This is a genomic window from Rhodoferax sp. SPJ21, from assembly GCF_058216335.1.
The window spans coordinates 1,517,904-1,536,681 of sequence record NZ_JBYZMO010000001.1; the positions used below are offsets into that span (position 1 = coordinate 1,517,904).

Below are 18,778 nucleotides of genomic sequence, written 5' to 3' on the forward strand. Positions count from 1 at the left end.
GCTGAGAACGGCTGAAACGGCCGAAATAACCCCCTACTTACCCGCCTGAAAACCCTCTGCGGCGTGTACAGCCTGTGCCACATCGCAGGCGACGTCCAAGTAGCGCGGAGCCTTGTCCAAGTAGTTCAGCCACATCAAACGGAAAGCGGCCTCCACCTCGGCCGTGCGCGCGGCATAGTCCATCAGCACACTGGCCTGTAAGACCGCACGGTTGGTCGCACGGTAGTGCGCTAGGCGCTGAGGGTTTTGCAGCAACTCTACAACGAGCTGTACATACGCATCCTCGCCTCCTGTAGCCACCAACTCACCCAGACCAACGCCAGCCAAAATCCGGGCGCTGGAGGAATCGATAGCCCGCTCAGCGTCCAGGGCGGCCACGGGCAAGCCCATCCACAATGCGTGCAAGGTCGTTGTCCCGCCAGAAACCGGCGAAGTGTCCAGGGCCACGTCGGCCATAAACCCGAGTTCCATGAACTGTGCCAACGGCAACTGAGGCACTACAGACACCCGCTCCACGGGCAAGCCGGCGTCCTCCACACGCTGTTGCATGGCTGACCGGGCTGCTTCGGGAGTGGACTCTTTCACCATGATGATGAGCCGGGCATCGGTTCGATGCACCAATATACGAGCCCACACCCGCAGCATGACGTCGGTGATCTTGAAAGAGTTATTCAAAGAAATCAAGGTCGGGTAACCATTCGCCTCCATGGGCAATTGATCCCGCAGCGGCGCGTACTCAGGAGGCACATAACTGGCCATGCATTCCAGGCGAAACAGCTTTTCGGTATAGAACGCCTCGCTGCCGGCAGGGTCCGCACTCCAATCGGTCAACCGGTAGTCCATGCCCTTCATGCCCAAGGTGTTCATGTAGCCCAACCAGGTGACTTGCACCGGCGCGGCCCGGCGGGCAAACACCAACAAACGGTTTTCTGCAGTATGGCCAGACAAGTCCACCAGCACATCGATCTCGTGCGAACGGATCATCTGGTACAGCACGTCATCGGGCATGCCCGCCATGTCGAACCAATACGGCACGTCTTTCCGCATAGCCTCGGTGATGTAGTCAGACTTACCGCCCGAATACACATAAATATCCACTTGCTCTGGATTGTGGTGGCGCAATACCGGCTGCATGAAGAATGCGATGGAATGCACCCGGAAATCGGCCGTCACATACCCAACGCGCAGCTTTTTACCCGGGCGACGATCCTGCTTGCGAAACGGCACGGCCTTGCGGGTCAACGGGTCGGCGAAGCGTCGCCCCCAATCCTGAAAGGCAGCCAGAGTACGGGCAGGGTCTTTGTCAATATTGCTGCGTATCCATGCACGCAACACCCAAATATTCGATTCGTGGCTGCGGCGGGCCGCGTCTTCTATCAAAGCCAACGCCTGCTCGCGGTGGCCCAGGTTGAAATGGGACAGGGCCAGAAACTTCTGCGCATACGGCAGACCTGGGCTGAGCTGCAAGGCCGTTTCCAACGCTTCGATGGCACGGGTCCAATCAGGGCCCAACATGAAGATACGCCCCAGGCGGCACCAGGCATCCACATGCTTTGGGTTGACCGACAGAGCCTCCATGTAATACAGGATGGCGCGCGGGTAATCCTGTTTCGCCTCGCAGGCCTCGCCCGCCAGCAAAGCACTCTGCACTGCGGCTGTGGAGTCAATAATCGCCATCGTTTCGTCAGGCATGGCGCGTCAAAACTTTCTGGTCTGCGTCGGCTAGGGCTGCGGCCAGATCATGGCCAACGTGCAAGTACTGTGGGGTTTTCAGCAGATAGTTGATCCACATGAAGCGGTATGCGGCCTCCAGCTCCGTGGTACGGGCCCGGTAATCCATCAACACGCTGGACTGGAGCGCTGGACGGGTACGGGCACGCAACTGGTCCAGGCGCTCGGGGTTTTCCAGCAGATCCAGGACGGTAAGCACGTAGGCGTCTTCATCTGCCGCCACGCACTCTGCCAGGCCCAGTCCAAGCAAAGTCCTGGCGCTGGACGAGTCAATGGCACGCTCGGCGTCCAGGGCCACGACGGGCAAGCCCATCCACAGCGCATGCATGGTGGTGGTCCCACCAGAAACAGGAGAGGTGTCCAAGGCTAGGTCGGCCACATAGGCCAACTCCATGAACCGGGACAAAGCTATCTGCGGCATGACCGATACCCGCTCCAGGGGCAGACCCGCGTCATGCACACGCTGCTGCATGTTGTCCTGGGCAGCTTCGGGCGTGACCTCCTTGACCATAATGATCAAATGCGCGTCACTACGGGCATTCAAGATACGCGCCCACACACCCAGCATCGCATCGGTAATTTTGAACGAGTTGTTCAACGAAATCAGCGTGGGATACCCATTGCGCACCATCGGCATGGACTCTGCCAGCGGCGCATACGCGGGTGGCACGTAACTGGCCATGCACTCCAAGCGAAACAGTTTTTCTGTGTAAAACGCCTCGTTGCCAGCAGGATCTGCCCCCCAATCGGTCAAACGGTAGTCCATTCCCTTCATGCCCAAGGTGTTCATATAACCGAGCCAAGTAACTTGCACCGGAGCTGCACGTTGGGCGAACACCATCAATCGGTTGCCGCTGGTATGACCGGACAAGTCCACCAACACGTCGATCTGGTCGGAACGGATGCGCTGACACAGATCACTATCAGACAGCGATCGCACGTCGTTCCAGTGTGGCACCCACTGCTGGATGGTGGCTGTCAGGTAGTCTGGATCGCCATTGGAATACACATGCACCTCAACCTGCTGGGCATCATGGTGCTGCAAGACCGGCTGCATGAAAAACGCAATCGAATGCTCTTTGAAGTCTGCCGTAACGTAGCCAATCTTCAGCTTGCGCTGCGGACTGAGGTCCCTTGGCGAAAAGGGCTTGGCCTGGCGCGTCAGGGGGTCGGCGAAGCGGCGCCCCCAGTCTTGGTACACCGCCAAGGTGTTGGCAGGACTTTTATCGATGCTGCTGACAATCCAGGCACGCAACACCCATACCGACGCATCTTGCGCGCGCCGGGCCGCATCTTCGATCAAGCCCCTGCCTCGCCCCCGCTGCCCCAGGTTGAAGTAAGACAAGGCCAGTAACTTCTGGGCGGTCACCTGCCCTGGCTGTATTTGCAGTGCAGCTTCGAAGGCCTGGATCGCCTTTTGCCACTCCAGCCCCAGCACAAAAATATGGCCCAAGCGGAGCCACGCATCCACGTGCTGGGGGTCAATAGCCAGCACGTGCATGTACTCGACAACAGCTCGGGTGGGGTCCTTGATCAGCTCCCAGGACTCTGCCTCTATCAAATGGTGGTGGATAGCCTTCTCGTCATCCGACGGCGGTGGTTTTTTCGCCATGTTGATTTACAGGCTGCGTTTCAAAAAGCCTTCGGGGGCCACGGTCACCATCAGCCGCGACTCGGACGCGCTATCCACAGCGAATTCGGGGTGGCTTTTCAACCACTGGCGGCTGGCAGTCTTGGGGTTGTTGCCCACGTCCCAGGGGCGGTTCAGGAAGAAATTGGGCGGCATGTCTTCCACAAAGGTGTCGAACACCACGCAATAACTGCCCGGCGTGACCAGGGGCGCGTATGCGTCCAGCTCGCCCAGCACGTGGTCGTGGGTGTGCATGGAGTCCAGGAACACCAGCACCTTCTTGTAACCCTGGGCGGCTGCATGCACCTGGGCCACCACGTCCGGCGCAACGGACGAGCCCTGCACCATCTGGATACGGCTGGCCATGGGGTGGGCCTCGATGGCGGCGCGGTTGTGCGGGCGGATGTCGATGTCGATACCAATCACCTTGCGAGCAGACTTGCGCGGGTCGATGGTGCTGCCGCTCTCGATGGCGTCGCACATGTCCAGCATGGCCAGCAAAGACGCGCTCAGCACCAGCGAGCCGCCGTGGGCGATGCCGGTTTCAATAATCAGGTCCGGGCGTACCTGCCACACCAGCTCCTGGATGCCCACCATGTCCTGCGGGTACTGGATGATGGGGCGGCCCAGCCAGTCGAAGTTGTACACATACTTCTTGTCCATGGAGGCCTGCAGCCATTGGCGAGACAGGTCTTTGAAAGCCGTGTCCTGGGCGTAGGCGGCCAGGCGTTCCTGGCGTTCGGCGGCGAATAGTTGTTCTGGGGTCATGGGTTGCTCCTTGTCCAATGTCGTAAATATCTAGCGTTTGATGACCAGGCCCTGGCCGGTGGGCAGTTCCATCACCTGGTAGCCACGCCGGGCCAGCCAGGCGTCTTCGGCCAGCTTCTGGTCGCGGTAGACGGCCCAGCCGTAATCGTCCAGCACCAGCAGGGCACCGGGCACCATGCGGTCAAACAGGACCTCCAGCGCGCCCACCTCGGCCGCTGCGTTGTTCATGTCCAGGTGCATAAAGGCAATTTTCTCGGGCGCCACCTGGTGCAGCACTGCGGGCACCGCGCCCTGGGTGACCACCACGTTGGGCATGTCGGCAAACCGGTCTACCACCGCCTGGTACAGCTGGTTGCCATGGTCTGGCATGGCGTGGTGGGCCATACCCGGGGCATGTTCAAACAGGTCATACAGGTAGTAACGCTTGTCGCAGTGGGCGAAGTCGACCGTGTCGCAGACCACGCGCACGCTGGTACCTTTGTAACAGCCACCCTCGACGAAGTCGCCCTCCAGCTTCAGGCCGTTGCGCACGCCCCACAGCAGGATGGAGGTGCGCCAGACAATAGCCCTCTCCACCTCATCCTGCACGTTCTTCGCCACGGCACGCATGAAGGGCTCGTCTTCCAGAAAGCTCAGGTTGCGGTTGAAGGTGAACAACTGGTCCCCGGCATAAATACCCACTTGGGCATCCAGCTGGTTCACGCTGTGCTGGATACCGAGCAAAAATTCAGCATGGTTGGTAGCCCCCCAAAACATACCAGTCAGGTGGTTAGCGGTCATATCCGTGTTCCGTTCATCGTAAAAGTGGGTGCCACCATGGCGGCCAGGCCTTGCTTCAGTGTCAGTTGAGGTCGCCAGCCGGTGGCGCGCAGGCGGGTGCTGTCGCCCACCAGCATGGGCGGGTCGCCGGGGCGGGCCGTGGCCAGGGCCAGCACGGGGGCTGGGTCGGCGCCGCACAGGCTGGCCAGGGTCGCAACCACGTCGCGAATACGGCTGGGCTCGCCGGAACAGATATTGAAGTTACCGTTGCAGCCCTGCAGCAGCAGCGTGGCCAGCGCAGCAGCGGCGTCCGGCACCGGCAGCATGCCCCGGTAGGCCGCTACATTGACGCCGAAGGGCGCGGCTTCGCCACGGAACACCCGCACCAGCGAAGGCAGCATGCGCTGCGGCGCCTCGCCCGGCCCGAACGGGAAAAAGATATGGCCCCAAGCCATGCTGACACCACGTGCCGCACACAGGGCGGCGGCCATGCGCCGGGTGGCATCCTTGGCCACGCCGTACAGGGTGGCGGGGGCGTAGGGCGACACGTCTTCGCGCAGATAGCCTGCGGCCCAGTCATATTCGGCGCAGCTGCCAGCGATCGCCACATGCTGGCCGCCGGCATCGCAAAAAGCCTGCAGCAGGCGCAGCGTGGCTTCGGCCCAGCGGAAGTTGAGCGGGGATGTCCAGTACTTGCCGTATTCGGTGGTCCAGGCCAGGTGCATCAAATGGCTGGCGCCGGCGGTCTGCACGGCTTCGGCCAGGTTCGCGCCGTCCAGTAGATCGCAGTGCACCAGGGGCACGTCCTCACAGCCCGGCGGCAGGCTGCGGCCCAGCACGGCCACATCGCAGCCTTGCGCGCGCAGCTGGGCCAGCACGTATCGGCCCAGGTAGCCGCTGGCGCCGGTGAGCAGTACCTTCACGGCCACACGACCAGCCCCGGCACGGCGGTGACGAAGCGGCCACCCCAGTCGCGGATATAGGCCAGCTGTTCCATCACCTCGGCCTGCAGGTTCCACGGCAGGATGAGCACATAGCGCGGCTGCTGGGCGCGCAGATAGGCTTCGTCCACGATGGGGATGCGGCTGCCCGGCATGTACTTGCCCTGCTTGGCCGGCGCCCGGTCCACCACATAGGGCAGCAGGTGCGGGCGCACGCCGGCAAAGTTCAGCAGGGTGTTGCCCTTGGCGGCAGCGCCATAGGCGGCGATGCTGGTGCCCGCATGTGCGGCGCTTACTAAAAATGAGAGCAGCTCACGCGCGATACGCCTGCTCTGGGCGCCAAATTGGCTATAGAAATCAGGGGTGCGCATGCCGGCTGCTTCTTCGCCCAGCAGCACCTGCTGCACGGCCGGCGCCACGGGCTGGGTGCCGGTGTCGGCGCGCTGGGCAAATACACGCAGGCTGCCGCCGTGGGTGGGCAGCTCTTGCACGTCGAACACCTGCAAGCCGTTGGCGGCAAAGATGCGCTGCACGGCGGTGAGCGACAAATAGGAATAGTGCTCGTGGTAGGCGGTGTCGAACTGGCACTGCTGCACCATCTGCTGCACATGCGGAAACTCGAAGGTCGCCACGCCCTGAGGCTTGAGCAGCGCGGCAAAGCCAGCCACGAAGTCGTTGATGTCAGGCACATGGGCCAGCACATTGTTGGCGGCGGTCAGGTCGGCCTGCTGGCCCTGGGCCACCAGCTCCTGCGCCAGCGCCACGCCGAAGAAACGCTCTACCACCGCAATCCCCTTGGCCTTGGCGGCCGCCGCCGTACTGGCCGTGGGCTCGATGCCATAGCAGGGCACGCCGGCGGCCTGCACGTACTGCAGCAGATAACCGTCGTTGCAGGCCACCTCGACCACCCGGCTCTGCGCGCCGAGCGCGAAGCGCTGCTGCATCTCGGCCACATAGGCCTGGGCATGGGCCAGCCAGGAGCTGGAGATGCTGCTGAAGTAGGCGTAGTCGGCGGTGAACAAGGCTTCGCGCCCGGCGTGGTCCTCGGTTTGCACCAGCCAGCAGTGCTGGCAGACCAGCACCCGCAGCGGGTACCAGACCTCGGGCGCGTTCAGCGTCTTTGCGGTCAGATAGGCGTTGCTGGGCGGCGCGCTGCCCAGGTCCAGAAAAGGCAGGCTCAGCAAGGCCCCACAGTGGCGGCATTTCACAAACGGACTCCTTCAAAATCATCGCCCATCGCCGCCAGAGTTGGATGGCTAGTGTCACGGGCAGACAGGCCTCGCACCGGCAGCGGCCAGGCAATCGCCAGGCGCGGGTCCTGCGGGTGCAGGCCCGCCTCGCTCTGCGGTGCGTAGGCCTGGGAATGGCAGTACAGCATTTCCACATCGGCCTCCAGCGCCTGGAAGCCGTGGGCAAAGCCGGGCGGTATCAACAGCGCGCGCTGGTTGCTGGCCGACAGCGTCTCTGCATGCCAGCGTAGATAGGTGGGCGAGTCGGGCCGCAGGTCCACCGCCACGTCCCACACCGCGCCGCGTATGCAGCTGACCAGCTTCATCTCGGCATGCGGCGGGTGCTGGAAGTGCATGCCCCGCACGGTGGCGGGCTCGACCGTCTGGGTGTGGTTGATTTGGGCAATGGCACCGACCCAGCCAGCGGCAGCAAGCTCGTCGGCACAGAACAGGCGCGACAGAAAACCCCGGGCATCGCCCAGGCGCTGGCGCTGCACCACCCACAGGCCGGACAACGGGGTGGCTTGCAATTCAAAGCGGCTCATGATTGCGCCACTTTCTTTAAATAAAAAAGGCCTGTAGCGCAGGCATTACCTGCGCAAGCAGCTATCAATAAAAGAGCAACCGGGTTACAGCGGGCCATAGGCCTCCATCTGGCTGCGGCAGAGCTGGGCCATGTCTTCACCCGCACGCCAGGCGCGGTGCCAGGCCACGGTGTGCGCCAGCGCCTGGTCCAGGCTCCAGCGCGGCTGCCAGTCCAGCTGGGCGCGGGCGCGGGTGATGTCCAGGCGCAGCAGGCCGGCCTCGTGGGGGTGGGCCTCGCCATTGGGCATGTCCACGCGGGCGCCCTGCCCCCACAGGCTGGCCAGACGCTGGGCCAGTTGGCCCACACTGGCGTCGCCGCGCGCGTCGGGGCCGAAGTTCCATGCACTGGCGGCCTGCGGCGCACGCGCCAACAGGTGTTCGGCCAGGCGCACATAGCCGGACAAGGGCTCCAGCACATGCTGCCAGGGGCGTACCGCGCCGGGGTAGCGCAGCTGTACCGGCTGGCCGGCGGCAAAGGCCTGCAGGCAGTCCGGCACCAGACGGTCTGCCGCCCAGTCGCCGCCGCCAATCACATTGCCGGCGCGCGCGGTGGCGATCTGTGCCGCATCTGCGCCGTGGAAAAAGCTGGCACGGTAGCTGGCGGCGACGATCTCGGCCGCGCCCTTGCTGGCGCTGTAGGGGTCGTGGCCGCCGAGCGCATCGGCCTCGCGGTAGGGGTAGACCCATTCGCGGTTGTCGTAGACCTTGTCGGTGGTCACCACCACCACCGCTCGCACGCTGGGTACCTGGCGCACAGCCTCCAGCAGATGCGCCGTGCCCATCACATTGGTGGCAAAAGTGCCCAAGGGGTCGGCATAGCTGGCGCGCACCAGAGGCTGGGCTGCCAGGTGGAACACCACCGTGGGCTGGGCTGCGGCCAGGGCCGCCTGCAGCGCAGTCCGGTCGGCCAGGTCGGCCCGGGTGTCGCTGGCCAGGGCATCCGCAACCCGCGCCACCTCGAACAGGCTGGGCGTGGTGTTCGGGTCCAGCGCATAGCCGTGGACCTTGGCGCCCATGGCGTGCAAGGCCAGGGCCAGCCAGCCGCCTTTGAAGCCGGTGTGGCCGGTGAGGAATACCGGGGTGTCTTGCCAGACTGCCATTACCAGCGCTTCCAGGGGGCTTTACCGGAGGACCAGAGTTCTTCCAGCAGGTTCTTTTCACGCAGGGTATCCATGGGCTGCCAAAAGCCTGTGTGCTCGTAGGCACGTAGCTGGCCTTCCTGGGCCAGACCGGCCAGCGGCTCGGCCTCCCAGCTGGTGCTGTCGCCGGCGATGCGGTCCAGCACCCGGGGCGAAAGCACGAAGAAGCCGCCGTTGATCAGCCCCCCATCGCCGCGCGGCTTTTCGGTGAAGCCCTGCACCACGTCGCCCTCCATGCGCAGCGCGCCATAGCGGCCCGGGGGCTGCACGGCAGTCACTGTGGCCAGCTTGCCGTGTTGCTGGTGGAAGGCGATGCTGGCGCTGATGTCCACGTCAGACACGCCGTCGCCATAGGTGAAGCAGAAGGCCGGCTCGTTTTCCACGTAGTCGGCCACGCGCTTGAGGCGACCGCCGGTCATGGAGTCGTCGCCGGTGTCCACCAGGGTGACCTTCCAGGGCTCGGCATGTTTGTGGTGCACTTCCATACGGTTCTGCGCCATGTCAAAGGTCACGTCGGACATGTGCAGAAAGTAGTTGGCGAAGTACTCCTTGATGATGTAGCCCTTGTAGCCGCAGCAGATCACGAAGTCGTTCACGCCATGGGCCGAGTACATCTTCAGGATGTGCCACAGGATGGGCTTGCCGCCGATTTCAATCATGGGCTTGGGGCGGAGATGGGTTTCCTCGGAAATCCGGGTACCCAGGCCGCCGGCCAATATCACTGCTTTCATAGGTCTCTCCTCTCCCAGCGCTGGAACATTTGAGCATAGGCCTGCTCTACATTGCGTGCAAAGCCCACTTCGTCCATCAGCCGGCTATCTCGCATCTGTTGGCGCAATGTGGCCCGCTGGTGTGCCAGTGCCGGCAGGTCCGCCGCCAGCGCCACCACTTTGTCCACGTACTCGTCTTCCGTCCGGGCTATCCATTCCGGGTGGCCTATGCCTTCCAGAATGGCGCTGCCGATGCGGCCCACGCTAGGGCGGCCTGCCAGGGTGACGAAGGGTAGGCCCATGTACAGAGTTTCGAACAGCGTCGTGCCCGAGTTGTGCGGGAAGCAGTCGAGCCCGATGTCGATGCCACGCAGCACGTCCCAGGGTGGGCTGTGGTAGCCGATGTGCAGCCGCTCTGGCTCTATGCCATGCGCTACAAATTTCTCCACGGCAGCTTGCTGCACGCTGGCGTCTGTGAAGGAGCTGCTGTCGATGACAATATGGGCCGTGGGCAGGCGCTGCAAGATGGCCGACCAGACGCGGATGGTGCGGTGGTTGATGCGTACTCCCCGGGTCAGGGTGCCCAGGGTGATGTAGCCGCGCGCCAGCGCCGGCAGGGTGCTGGGCTCGCCGGTGGTAGTGGCGGGGCGGTAGGCGGTATAGCTGCCGGGCAGGCGCCAGGGCTTTTCTGAAAACAGGTGTTCGCAACCCTCAGGCGCGCTGGTGGCGTCGGTCAGGTAGTAGTCGATGGCTTTCAGGCCGGTGGTGTAGCCATACCCCATCCAGCTCATGGAGACCGGGGCCGGCTTGCGGGCAAATACCCCCAGGCGGTTGCCGGCGGTGTGGCCGGCCAGATCGACCAGTATGTCAATGCCATCGGCACGGATACGCGCAGCCAAGGCCGCGTCGCTCATCCCCCGCGTGGGGACCCAGTGCTCGACATACCGTTTGTAACGCTGGGTGGAGCCGTCTTCCTGGGTGAGTTCGGCGTAGGCGTACACATCCACCACGCTGGGGTCGTGGTGCGCCAGCAAGGGCTCCATGAAGAAGGTGCAGGCGTGGTTCTTGAAGTCGGGTGAGACATAGCCAACCTTTAGCCGCCGCCCGGCAGCCGGCGGGTTGTTGTGGGCTTGCCACTCGCCACGGTGCGGGGCTCCAAAGCGCCTCTCGAAGTCCGCGTAGATCTCATAGATGGCCTCCGCTGTCTTGTCCGGGTCGTAATTCAGGGCAAAAAGCATGCTGGAGTACACCGGCGCAGCGTAGTCGCACAACTCCAATGCACGGTAAAAGCTGGTAATGGATTCCGCCAACCGCCCCTGCATCAGAAGGGCAACCGCATAGTTCGACCACGCAGGCATAAAACTGCGGTCCAACGCTACCGCCCGGGCGAGGCATTGCTCTGACTCGGTCAAACGCCCTTGCTCCTTCAAGCTGGCGCCCAAGTTGCTCATGACCGGTACCGCACTGGGCTCAATCTCCAAAGCCCTGCGGTAATCCGCCTCGGCCTGGGCTTGCAGGCCCAATTCACCCAGGAAATTACCTCGGTGGAAATAACTTTCGTAGTCGCCCTCGCTGACCGTGACGGCCCCCCGTATGCATGCCTCCGCCTCGGCTCGCCGGCCTTGGCGCTGCAAGGTGCGGCTCAGCTGCAGCGAAACCTGCACATCGTCCGGCGTCAAGAGTCGCAGGCTGCGCCATACAGACTCCGCCTCGACAAAGTTACCCGCGTCCTGCAGCAAATTACCCAGCCCGGTATGGGCAAGTGCAAAGTCAGGCTTCACGCACAAGGCCTCGCGATAGCACGCAATGGCTTCGGCACGACGGCCTTGGCTGGACAAGGCATTGCCCAAGTTGTGCAGGGCTTCGGCATCATCAGGCTGCAACGCGATTACTTGGCGGTAGTACTGTTCAGCCTGCTGCATCAAACCTTGTTGCTCGTAGGCCCGCGCCAAGTTGAACAAGGCCTCCGTATCATCTGGCAACAGCTGTACGGCGCGCTGCTTAGCCTGCAAGGCCTCCTTCAAACGCTCCTGTTTTTGCAGCAAAGAACCCAATAACTTCCAGCTGTAACCGTGCCTTGGATACCTGACCACCAAAGCCTGGGCAGCCTGTACACCTTGCGCCCATTGCCCCGCATTGAAGCTCTGCACCAGAGCCTCCATGGTCGCCACAGGCGGCGTCGCTTCCAAGGTGCCCGGTTCGACATCGGCCGTCCAGCGCGCAAACATTTGCGCATACGCTTGCTCGACCTGGCGAGCGAAGCCGACTTCATCCATCAATGGACTAGATTGCATCTCTGCACGCAGCGTGGCGCGCAACCGGGCCAAAGCCGGCAAATCGCCGGCAAGCGCCACTACTTTCTCAATATATGCATCTTCGGTCTGGGCAATCCATTCCGGGCGACCCAGACCTTGCAGAATGGCACTGCCGATGCGACCTACGCTGGGCCGGTCGGCCAGGGTCACGTACGGCAGGCCCATGTACAGAGTTTCAAACAAGGTCGTGCCCGAGTTGTGCGGGAAACAATCCAGCCCAATGTCGATACCACGCAGCACGTCCCAGGGTGGGCTGTTATAGCCAATATGCAGCCTTTCACGCTCAATACCATGCGCAATGAATTTCTGCACCGCAGCCTCGCGCACCACGCTGTCGCCAAATGAACGGCTATCTATGACGATATGAGCTGCAGGCAACCGCTGCAGAATGCGCGCCCAGACGCGGATGGTTCGGTGGTTCACCCGCACGCCGCGCGTCAACGTCCCCAAGGTGACGTAGCCACGCTCGAGCGCCGGCAAGACATTCACCTCGCCCATGCTGGCGCCAGGGCGGTAAGCCGTATAACAACCCGGCAAGCGCCATGGTTCTTCAGAAAACAAGTGCTCGCTTCCCACCGGGACGCTCGTGGCGTCAGTCAGGTAGTAATCAATGGCACGTAGGCCCGTGGTGTAGCCGTAACCCATCCAGCTAAGAGAAATGGGCGCTGGTTTGTAGGCAAATACTCCCAGCCGATTACCCACCGTATGTCCAGCGAGGTCCACCAGGATGTCGATGCCGTCGGAGCGGATACGCTCGGCCAAAGCCGCGTCCGACATATTGCGCGTCAGCACCCAGTGGTCCACATAGGTTTGGTAGCGTTGGCTGGCCTCGTCCTCTCGCGCCAGGTCGGCATAGGCCGTGACCTCAACCCGATCCTTGTCATGGTGGGCAAGTAGCGGCTCCAAGAAGAACGTGCACGAATGGTTGCGAAAGTCGGGCGACACATAACCCACCTTCAAGCGGCGCCCTGGCGCACGGTCGTTCGTATGGGGCAACCAAGCCGCACGCTGCGACGCACCGAATCGGCGCTCATAGTCCTGATAGCTCTCGTATACCCGCTCAGCTGTGTGGTCCGCGTGATAGTTGAGGGTGAACAAGAGGTTGCCAAAAATGGACTTGTACTGAGGAGTGAGCGCCAATGCCGCGCGGAAATTAACTTCCGAGTCGTCCAGTCGCCCCATTTTTTGGTACGTTATCGCCAGATTGTTGAAAGCTTCGGCATACGCGGGCTTGAGCTGCAACGCTCGCTTCAGCGCCACCTCGGCCTCGGAGTAGCGCTCTAAGTCCTGTAGCGAATGGCCCAGGTTGCATGCGGCCTCGGCATCCTGTGGCAGCAGCTTGGCCGCCTGCCGCTTGGCGTCCAGGGCCTCCTCTGCGCGCCCTGCGACTTGCAGCAATGCCCCCAGCGCCTTCCAGCCAAAGCCATGACCAGGGTAGTCATTCACCATGGTCTGTGCAGCACGAATACCAGCATCAAAGTCGCGGGACTCGAAGAACGAGGTCAACAACTTCATGTCGTCCATGCTGGGCAGATCGCCCAAAACTTTGGGCACTTGCGCGTGAATGCCCTTGGGTGCGGCCTCCCAAAGGTCAAACATTTGAGCATAGGCCTGCTCTACATTGCGTGCAAAGCCCACTTCGTCCATCAGCCGGCTATCTCGCATCTGTTGGCGCAATGTGGCCCGCTGGTGTGCCAGTGCCGGCAGGTCTGCCGCCAGCGCCACCACTTTGTCCACGTACTCGTCTTCCGTCCGGGCTATCCATTCCGGGTGGCCTATGCCTTCCAGAATGGCGCTGCCGATGCGGCCCACGCTAGGGCGGCCTGCCAGGGTGACGAAGGGTAGGCCCATGTACAGAGTTTCGAACAGCGTCGTGCCCGAGTTGTGCGGGAAGCAGTCGAGCCCGATGTCGATGCCACGCAGCACGTCCCAGGGTGGGCTGTGGTAGCCGATGTGCAGCCGCTCTGGCTCTATGCCATGCGCTACAAATTTCTCCACGGCAGCTTGCTGCACGCTGGCGTCTGTGAAGGAGCTGCTGTCGATGACAATATGGGCCGTGGGCAGGCGCTGCAAGATGGCCGACCAGACGCGGATGGTGCGGTGGTTGATGCGTACTCCCCGGGTCAGGGTGCCCAGGGTGATGTAGCCGCGCGCCAGCGCCGGCAGGGTGCTGGGCTCGCCGGTGGTAGTGGCGGGGCGGTAGGCGGTATAGCTGCCGGGCAGGCGCCAGGGCTTTTCTGAAAACAGGTGTTCGCAACCCTCAGGCGCGCTGGTGGCGTCGGTCAGGTAGTAGTCGATGGCTTTCAGGCCGGTGGTGTAGCCATACCCCATCCAGCTCATGGAGACCGGGGCCGGCTTGCGGGCAAATACCCCCAGGCGGTTGCCGGCGGTGTGGCCGGCCAGATCGACCAGTATGTCAATGCCATCGGCACGGATACGCGCAGCCAAGGCCGCGTCGCTCATCCCCCGCGTGGGGACCCAGTGCTCGACATACCGTTTGTAACGCTGGGTGGAGCCGTCTTCCTGGGTGAGTTCGGCGTAGGCGTACACATCCACCACGCTGGGGTCGTGGTGCGCCAGCAAGGGCTCCATGAAGAAGGTGCAGGCGTGGTTCTTGAAGTCGGGTGAGACATAGCCAACCTTTAGCCGCCGCCCGGCAGCCGGCGGGTTGTTGTGGGCTTGCCACTCGCCACGGTGCGGGGCTCCAAAGCGCCTCTCGAAGTCCGCGTAGATCTCATAGATGGCCTCCGCCGTCTTGTCCGGGTGGTAGTTGGCGACGAATAGCAGGTTGTCAAACGCGACGCGGTGGTCTGGTTTGGAGGCCAGCGCATGCTGCAGGGCGTCCATGGCTTCATCCACCCGTCCGTGGGCATTGAAAATACCGCTCAGGTTGTTATAGGCCTCGGCAAAGTCCGGTTGCAAGGCAACAGCCCGCTCAAAACAGGCGTGCGCTTCGTGGATCTGGCCGTTCGCATTGAAGGCCAGGCCCAGGTTGTTAAAGGCCTCGGCGTAATCGGGTTTGACTGCCACGGTGGCACGAAACACGGCGATGGACTCGGGAATCTGCCCCAGCTCGAAATGCGCGCGGCCCAGGTTGCAAAGGCCCTCGGCATCGTTTGGCAGCAGCTGCACGGCGCGCTTCTTGACCTCCAGGGCCTCTTCCTTCTTGCCTTGCGGCTGCAACATGGCCCCCAGGGCTTTCCAGGCAAATCCGCTTTCGGGGCAGCGCTCCACCAGCCCTCGGGCATAGGCCTCGCCCTGCACATAGCTTTTTTGCTGGAAGTAGACCACCAGGGCTTTTTGTTCGGCCGGAGTGGGCTCCCGCGACACATGCGGCGTCTCGCCTTCGTAGGCCGCCTGCACGGGCAGGCGCTCGGACAGCGCATTGAACATCGCCCGCGATAAGCCCTGGGCCTGCGCCAGCGGTAAAACCTGGCGCACCATGTCGAAATATTCGCAGCGGATCAGGCCATCGATGTAGCTGAACCAGAACTGCGTGCTGGTAGCGTCCTCATTCAGCGCAGCCTCGAAATACGGCAAGGCCTCCATCGGCCGCAGCAGCTGTATGGCCAGCAATACACCCAGATTGTGGTTTGCATCGGCATTCAAAGGCTCATCTTGCAGAAAGGCGCGGTAAGCCGTTTCGGCCTCTGCGTAGTCCATGCGACGGTGCGCATCCATGGCCTGCGCCAGCAAGCCCTCCGCCACGGGAGAATCCGCGCGCGTCGGGTGGGCTTTGTCGGTGGTCGCGTCAATCATGGTCGTGCCGCCCTGGGGCGCAGGGCCTATGGGATATTCGTACCCTGGAAGAATAACCAGCACCAAGCGGAGGCAAAGGCCGATTTGACGTCGTTTTGGGGCCCTTCTCCCCGTGCAAACACATTTAAATCCGATACATTTACACACAGGGTCAAACCGCTGGTCCCGGCACTACCGGCCCAGCCTATCGCCACAACGCTTGCCAACATCCAAACATGATTGTCCTCATCGGCTACGCCGTCTCCATGGGTTGTATCTTCGGCGTGTACGTCTTTCACGGTGGCAATATCAGCGTGATCTTGCACGCCCTGCCGTTTGAGTTGATCACCATTTTTGGCGGCGCACTGGGCGCATTCGCAGTCAACAACCAGCCCAAAGTGCTCAAGGCCACCATGGCCTTGCTGCCACAGGCACTCAAAGGGTCGAAATACACCAAGACCCGCTATATGGAGCTGTTGTCGCTGCTCTATGACATCCTGCAAAAGGCGCGCAAGGAAGGGCTGATGGCCATTGAAGGCGACGTGGAATCCCCCCACGAATCCGAGCTTTTCAAAAAATACCCGACCGTCGGCAGCGACCACCATGTGGTGGAGTTCATGACGGACTATTTGCGCATGATGGTCTCAGGCAATCTGAATGCCCATGAAATCGAATCGCTGATGGACAGTGAAATCGACACCCACCATGCCGAAGCCCACGCCCCCATCGCCGCCATTGCGCGCCTGGCGGGTGCATTGCCGGCCTTCGGGATTGTGGCCGCCGTGCTGGGGGTGGTGAACACCATGGGCTCGGTGGGCCAGCCGCCGGCCGTGCTGGGTGGGATGATCGCGTCCGCCCTGGTAGGTACCTTTCTGGGTATTCTGCTGGCTTACGGGGTGGTAGAGCCACTGGGCGGCCTGCTCGAACAAAAAACCGAAGACAGCGCCAAAGAGCTGCAGTGCATGAAAACCACGCTGCTGGCCAGCATGCAGGGCTACAACCCTGCGACAGCCATCGAGTTTGGCCGCAAAGTGCTGTTCTCCCCCGACAGACCCACTTTCGCCGAGCTGGAAAGCCATGTGCGCGGCAAGAAATAACCTGAGCAAATATCGGCATGGCGACTGAAGGCAAAAAGCTTCAACCGATCATCGTCAAGAAGATCAAAAAGGGCGGCCACGCCGTGCACGGTGGCGCCTGGAAGATTGCTTACGCCGACTTTGTGACCGCCATGATGGCATTCTTCTTGTTGATGTGGCTGCTAGGCTCCACCACGGAAGGCGACAAAAAAGGGCTGTCTGATTATTTCACTTCGCCGCTCAAAGTCGCCATGCAAGGCGGCAGCGGAGCTGGCGCCAGCAATAGCATTTTGTCCGGCGGGGGCACCGATTTGACCAAGTCGGTGGGACAAGCGGCACGCGGCTCGGGCGACGACCCCACCAAGAAGAAGATGGACGAAACAGCCGCAAAGGCCGAAGTCGCCAAACAGGACGCCAAGCGCATCTCCACACTCCGCGCCAAGATTGATGCACTAATTACCAACAACCCAAAGCTGTCCGAGTACCGCTCTCAAATCCGCATGGAAACCACACCTGATGGCCTGCAGATCCAGATCGTGGACGAACAGAATCGCCCCATGTTCGACAGCGGCAGCGCCCTGGTCAAGCCGTATATGCGAGAAATATTGCGAGAGATCGGCTCTGCACTGAACGGGGTAGAAAACCGCATCAGCCTGGCCGGCCATACCGATAGCACACCCTATGGCAACGGTGAACGGGGCTACAGCAATTGGGAACTCTCCGCCGACCGCGCAAATGCATCCCGGCGCGAACTTGTGGCGGCCGGCATGCCAGACGAAAAAATGGCCCGCGTCGTGGGCCTGGCCGCCAGCAGCCTTATCGATACAAAAAACCCATTAGCCCCCATTAATCGCAGAATCAGTATTACGATCATGACTCGCGAAGCCGAGGCAAGACTGATGGGCAATGCGACAATAGACACAGACGTAACAAGTGCAACGCCGAAGGTTACAGACATGACATCCACTCCAGAGCCATCGCAAGGCGTGCAGAAACCATGAAAATGCCGAGAATTGCAACCATGCGACTTTTTTTAAAACCCCACCTAGAAAGGGTCACCCGTGGCAACTGACCTGCGTTTTCTTATTGTTGATGACTTCTCCACCATGCGCCGCATCGTGCGAAACCTGCTGAAAGAGAGCGGCTACTCTGACGCTGAAGAAGCTGAAGACGGCCTCGCCGCCCTGCAAAAACTGCGCAGCGGCATCCACTTCGATTTCGTGGTGAGCGATATCAACATGCCCAACATGAATGGCTTTGAGCTCCTCGCGTCCATCAAAGGCGACGAAAAGCTCAAGCACCTTCCCGTTCTGATGGTGACCGCCGAAGCACGCAAGGAAGATATCGTGGCCGCAGCCCAAGGTGGCGCGGCAGGCTATATCGTGAAACCGTTCACCAAGGCCACCCTGGAGGAAAAGCTCACGCACATCCTCAAGAAGAATGGATTGATCCCAGCATGACAGCCCACGACGCCCCACCCGCAGGCGGCGGAGCCATGCAGCCCGAGGTGCACCAAAAAATCGGTCTACTTACACGTCAGCTGCACGACTCATTGAATGAGCTCGGCTACACCGACAAGCTGAAAGACAGCGTCGAGGAACTGCCCGACGCCCAAAGCCGCCTCACTTATATCGCCCGCTTGACGGGTGAAGCTGCGGAAAAGGTGCTCAGCCGGGTCGATCTGGCCAAAATTCAGCACGACTTCATTGCGGCCGAAACCAGCCGCATGGGCGCACTGATTGTGAAAGACCCGGTTGCCGCAGTAGCCACAGGCGCCGTCTACAACTTTGTAGCCGACGTAGACAAAGCGAGCAAAGAAATCGACGGCCATCTGACCGAAATCATGATGGCCCAAGACTTTCATGACCTGACTGGTCAAGTGATCGCCCGGGTTGTGAATTTGACCGCAGTGATTGAAAAGCAGTTGATCGAATTACTGATCCAAACGGCACCCAGCCACGCGGCGCAGTTCATCACACCCAAAGCACCGGAAAAGCTGCAAGGACCAGTGGTGGATCCCGAATCACGCACCGACGTGGTGACGGACCAGTCCCAGGTCGATGACCTGCTGGCCAGCCTGGGCTTCTAAAGCCCAGCCGCCTCCGTGCAATTAAGCCACCTAAAGCCTGCTTATCAGGCTTTAGGTGGGAAACCGGA

At 61.7% G+C, this 18,778-nt stretch carries 14 protein-coding genes; 4 read left to right on the forward strand and 10 right to left on the reverse strand.

Annotated elements, in window-relative coordinates; genetic code table 11:
• Positions 1-33: 33 nt before the first annotated feature.
• The 10 genes from AC4BBN_RS06960 to AC4BBN_RS07005 form a co-directional block, all read right to left on the reverse strand.
• On the reverse strand, positions 34-1,692 hold the full coding sequence (locus tag AC4BBN_RS06960; protein WP_490591211.1) for an O-linked N-acetylglucosamine transferase, SPINDLY family protein: 1,659 nt from the start codon (positions 1,690-1,692) through the stop codon (positions 34-36).
• Positions 1,685-3,343, reverse strand: coding sequence for an O-linked N-acetylglucosamine transferase, SPINDLY family protein (locus AC4BBN_RS06965; RefSeq protein ID WP_490591212.1), 1,659 nt, complete (start codon positions 3,341-3,343; stop codon positions 1,685-1,687). The genes AC4BBN_RS06960 and AC4BBN_RS06965 overlap by 8 nt, the downstream gene beginning before the upstream one ends.
• Positions 3,344-3,349: 6 nt before the next feature.
• Positions 3,350-4,129 carry a cephalosporin hydroxylase family protein gene (locus tag AC4BBN_RS06970; protein WP_490591213.1) on the reverse strand — a complete coding sequence of 260 codons (780 nt, stop codon included), beginning with the start codon at positions 4,127-4,129 and terminating at the stop codon, positions 3,350-3,352.
• 30 nt (positions 4,130-4,159) lie between these two features.
• Positions 4,160-4,909 (reverse strand): class I SAM-dependent methyltransferase, encoded by a 750-nt coding sequence (locus AC4BBN_RS06975; protein ID WP_490591214.1) that lies wholly within the window; start codon positions 4,907-4,909, stop codon positions 4,160-4,162.
• On the reverse strand, positions 4,906-5,811 hold the full coding sequence (locus tag AC4BBN_RS06980; RefSeq protein ID WP_490591215.1) for an NAD-dependent epimerase/dehydratase family protein: 906 nt from the start codon (positions 5,809-5,811) through the stop codon (positions 4,906-4,908). The genes AC4BBN_RS06975 and AC4BBN_RS06980 overlap by 4 nt, the downstream gene beginning before the upstream one ends.
• Positions 5,808-7,037, reverse strand: a complete 1,230-nt coding sequence (locus AC4BBN_RS06985) for a methyltransferase domain-containing protein (protein ID WP_490591216.1) — start codon at positions 7,035-7,037, stop codon at positions 5,808-5,810. The genes AC4BBN_RS06980 and AC4BBN_RS06985 overlap by 4 nt, the downstream gene beginning before the upstream one ends.
• Positions 7,034-7,603 (reverse strand): dTDP-4-dehydrorhamnose 3,5-epimerase family protein, encoded by a 570-nt coding sequence (locus tag AC4BBN_RS06990; RefSeq protein WP_490591217.1) that lies wholly within the window; start codon positions 7,601-7,603, stop codon positions 7,034-7,036. Before AC4BBN_RS06990 ends, AC4BBN_RS06985 begins: the two co-directional genes overlap by 4 nt.
• An 84-nt stretch (positions 7,604-7,687) precedes the next feature.
• A complete protein-coding gene (gene rfbG / locus AC4BBN_RS06995; RefSeq protein WP_490591218.1) occupies positions 7,688-8,743 on the reverse strand; it encodes a CDP-glucose 4,6-dehydratase in 1,056 nt (351 codons plus the stop codon).
• Entirely contained in the window at positions 8,743-9,513 is a 771-nt protein-coding gene (gene rfbF / locus AC4BBN_RS07000; protein ID WP_490591219.1) for a glucose-1-phosphate cytidylyltransferase, read from the reverse strand. The genes rfbG and rfbF overlap by 1 nt, the downstream gene beginning before the upstream one ends.
• Positions 9,510-15,566, reverse strand: coding sequence for a tetratricopeptide repeat protein (locus AC4BBN_RS07005; protein ID WP_490591220.1), 6,057 nt, complete (start codon positions 15,564-15,566; stop codon positions 9,510-9,512). Before AC4BBN_RS07005 ends, rfbF begins: the two co-directional genes overlap by 4 nt.
• Before the next feature lie 215 nt (positions 15,567-15,781).
• Here AC4BBN_RS07005 and motA point away from each other — a divergent pair, with 215 nt between their 5' ends.
• Genes motA through AC4BBN_RS07025 form a run of 4 tightly spaced genes read left to right on the forward strand, consistent with a single transcriptional unit; the run spans position 15,782 to position 18,710 of the window.
• Positions 15,782-16,642: a flagellar motor stator protein MotA gene (gene motA / locus AC4BBN_RS07010; RefSeq protein ID WP_490591221.1), complete on the forward strand. Its 861-nt coding sequence runs from the start codon at positions 15,782-15,784 to the stop codon at positions 16,640-16,642.
• Between the two features lie 17 nt (positions 16,643-16,659).
• The gene (gene motB, locus AC4BBN_RS07015; RefSeq protein WP_490591222.1) at positions 16,660-17,622 is read left to right on the forward strand and encodes a flagellar motor protein MotB; all 963 of its coding nucleotides are present in this window, start codon (positions 16,660-16,662) and stop codon (positions 17,620-17,622) included.
• A gap of 60 nt (positions 17,623-17,682) precedes the next feature.
• Positions 17,683-18,081 carry a chemotaxis response regulator CheY gene (gene cheY / locus AC4BBN_RS07020; RefSeq protein ID WP_490591223.1) on the forward strand — a complete coding sequence of 133 codons (399 nt, stop codon included), beginning with the start codon at positions 17,683-17,685 and terminating at the stop codon, positions 18,079-18,081.
• Positions 18,078-18,710 (forward strand): protein phosphatase CheZ, encoded by a 633-nt coding sequence (locus AC4BBN_RS07025; RefSeq protein WP_490591224.1) that lies wholly within the window; start codon positions 18,078-18,080, stop codon positions 18,708-18,710. Before cheY ends, AC4BBN_RS07025 begins: the two co-directional genes overlap by 4 nt.
• The last annotated feature ends 68 nt before the right edge of the window (positions 18,711-18,778 follow it).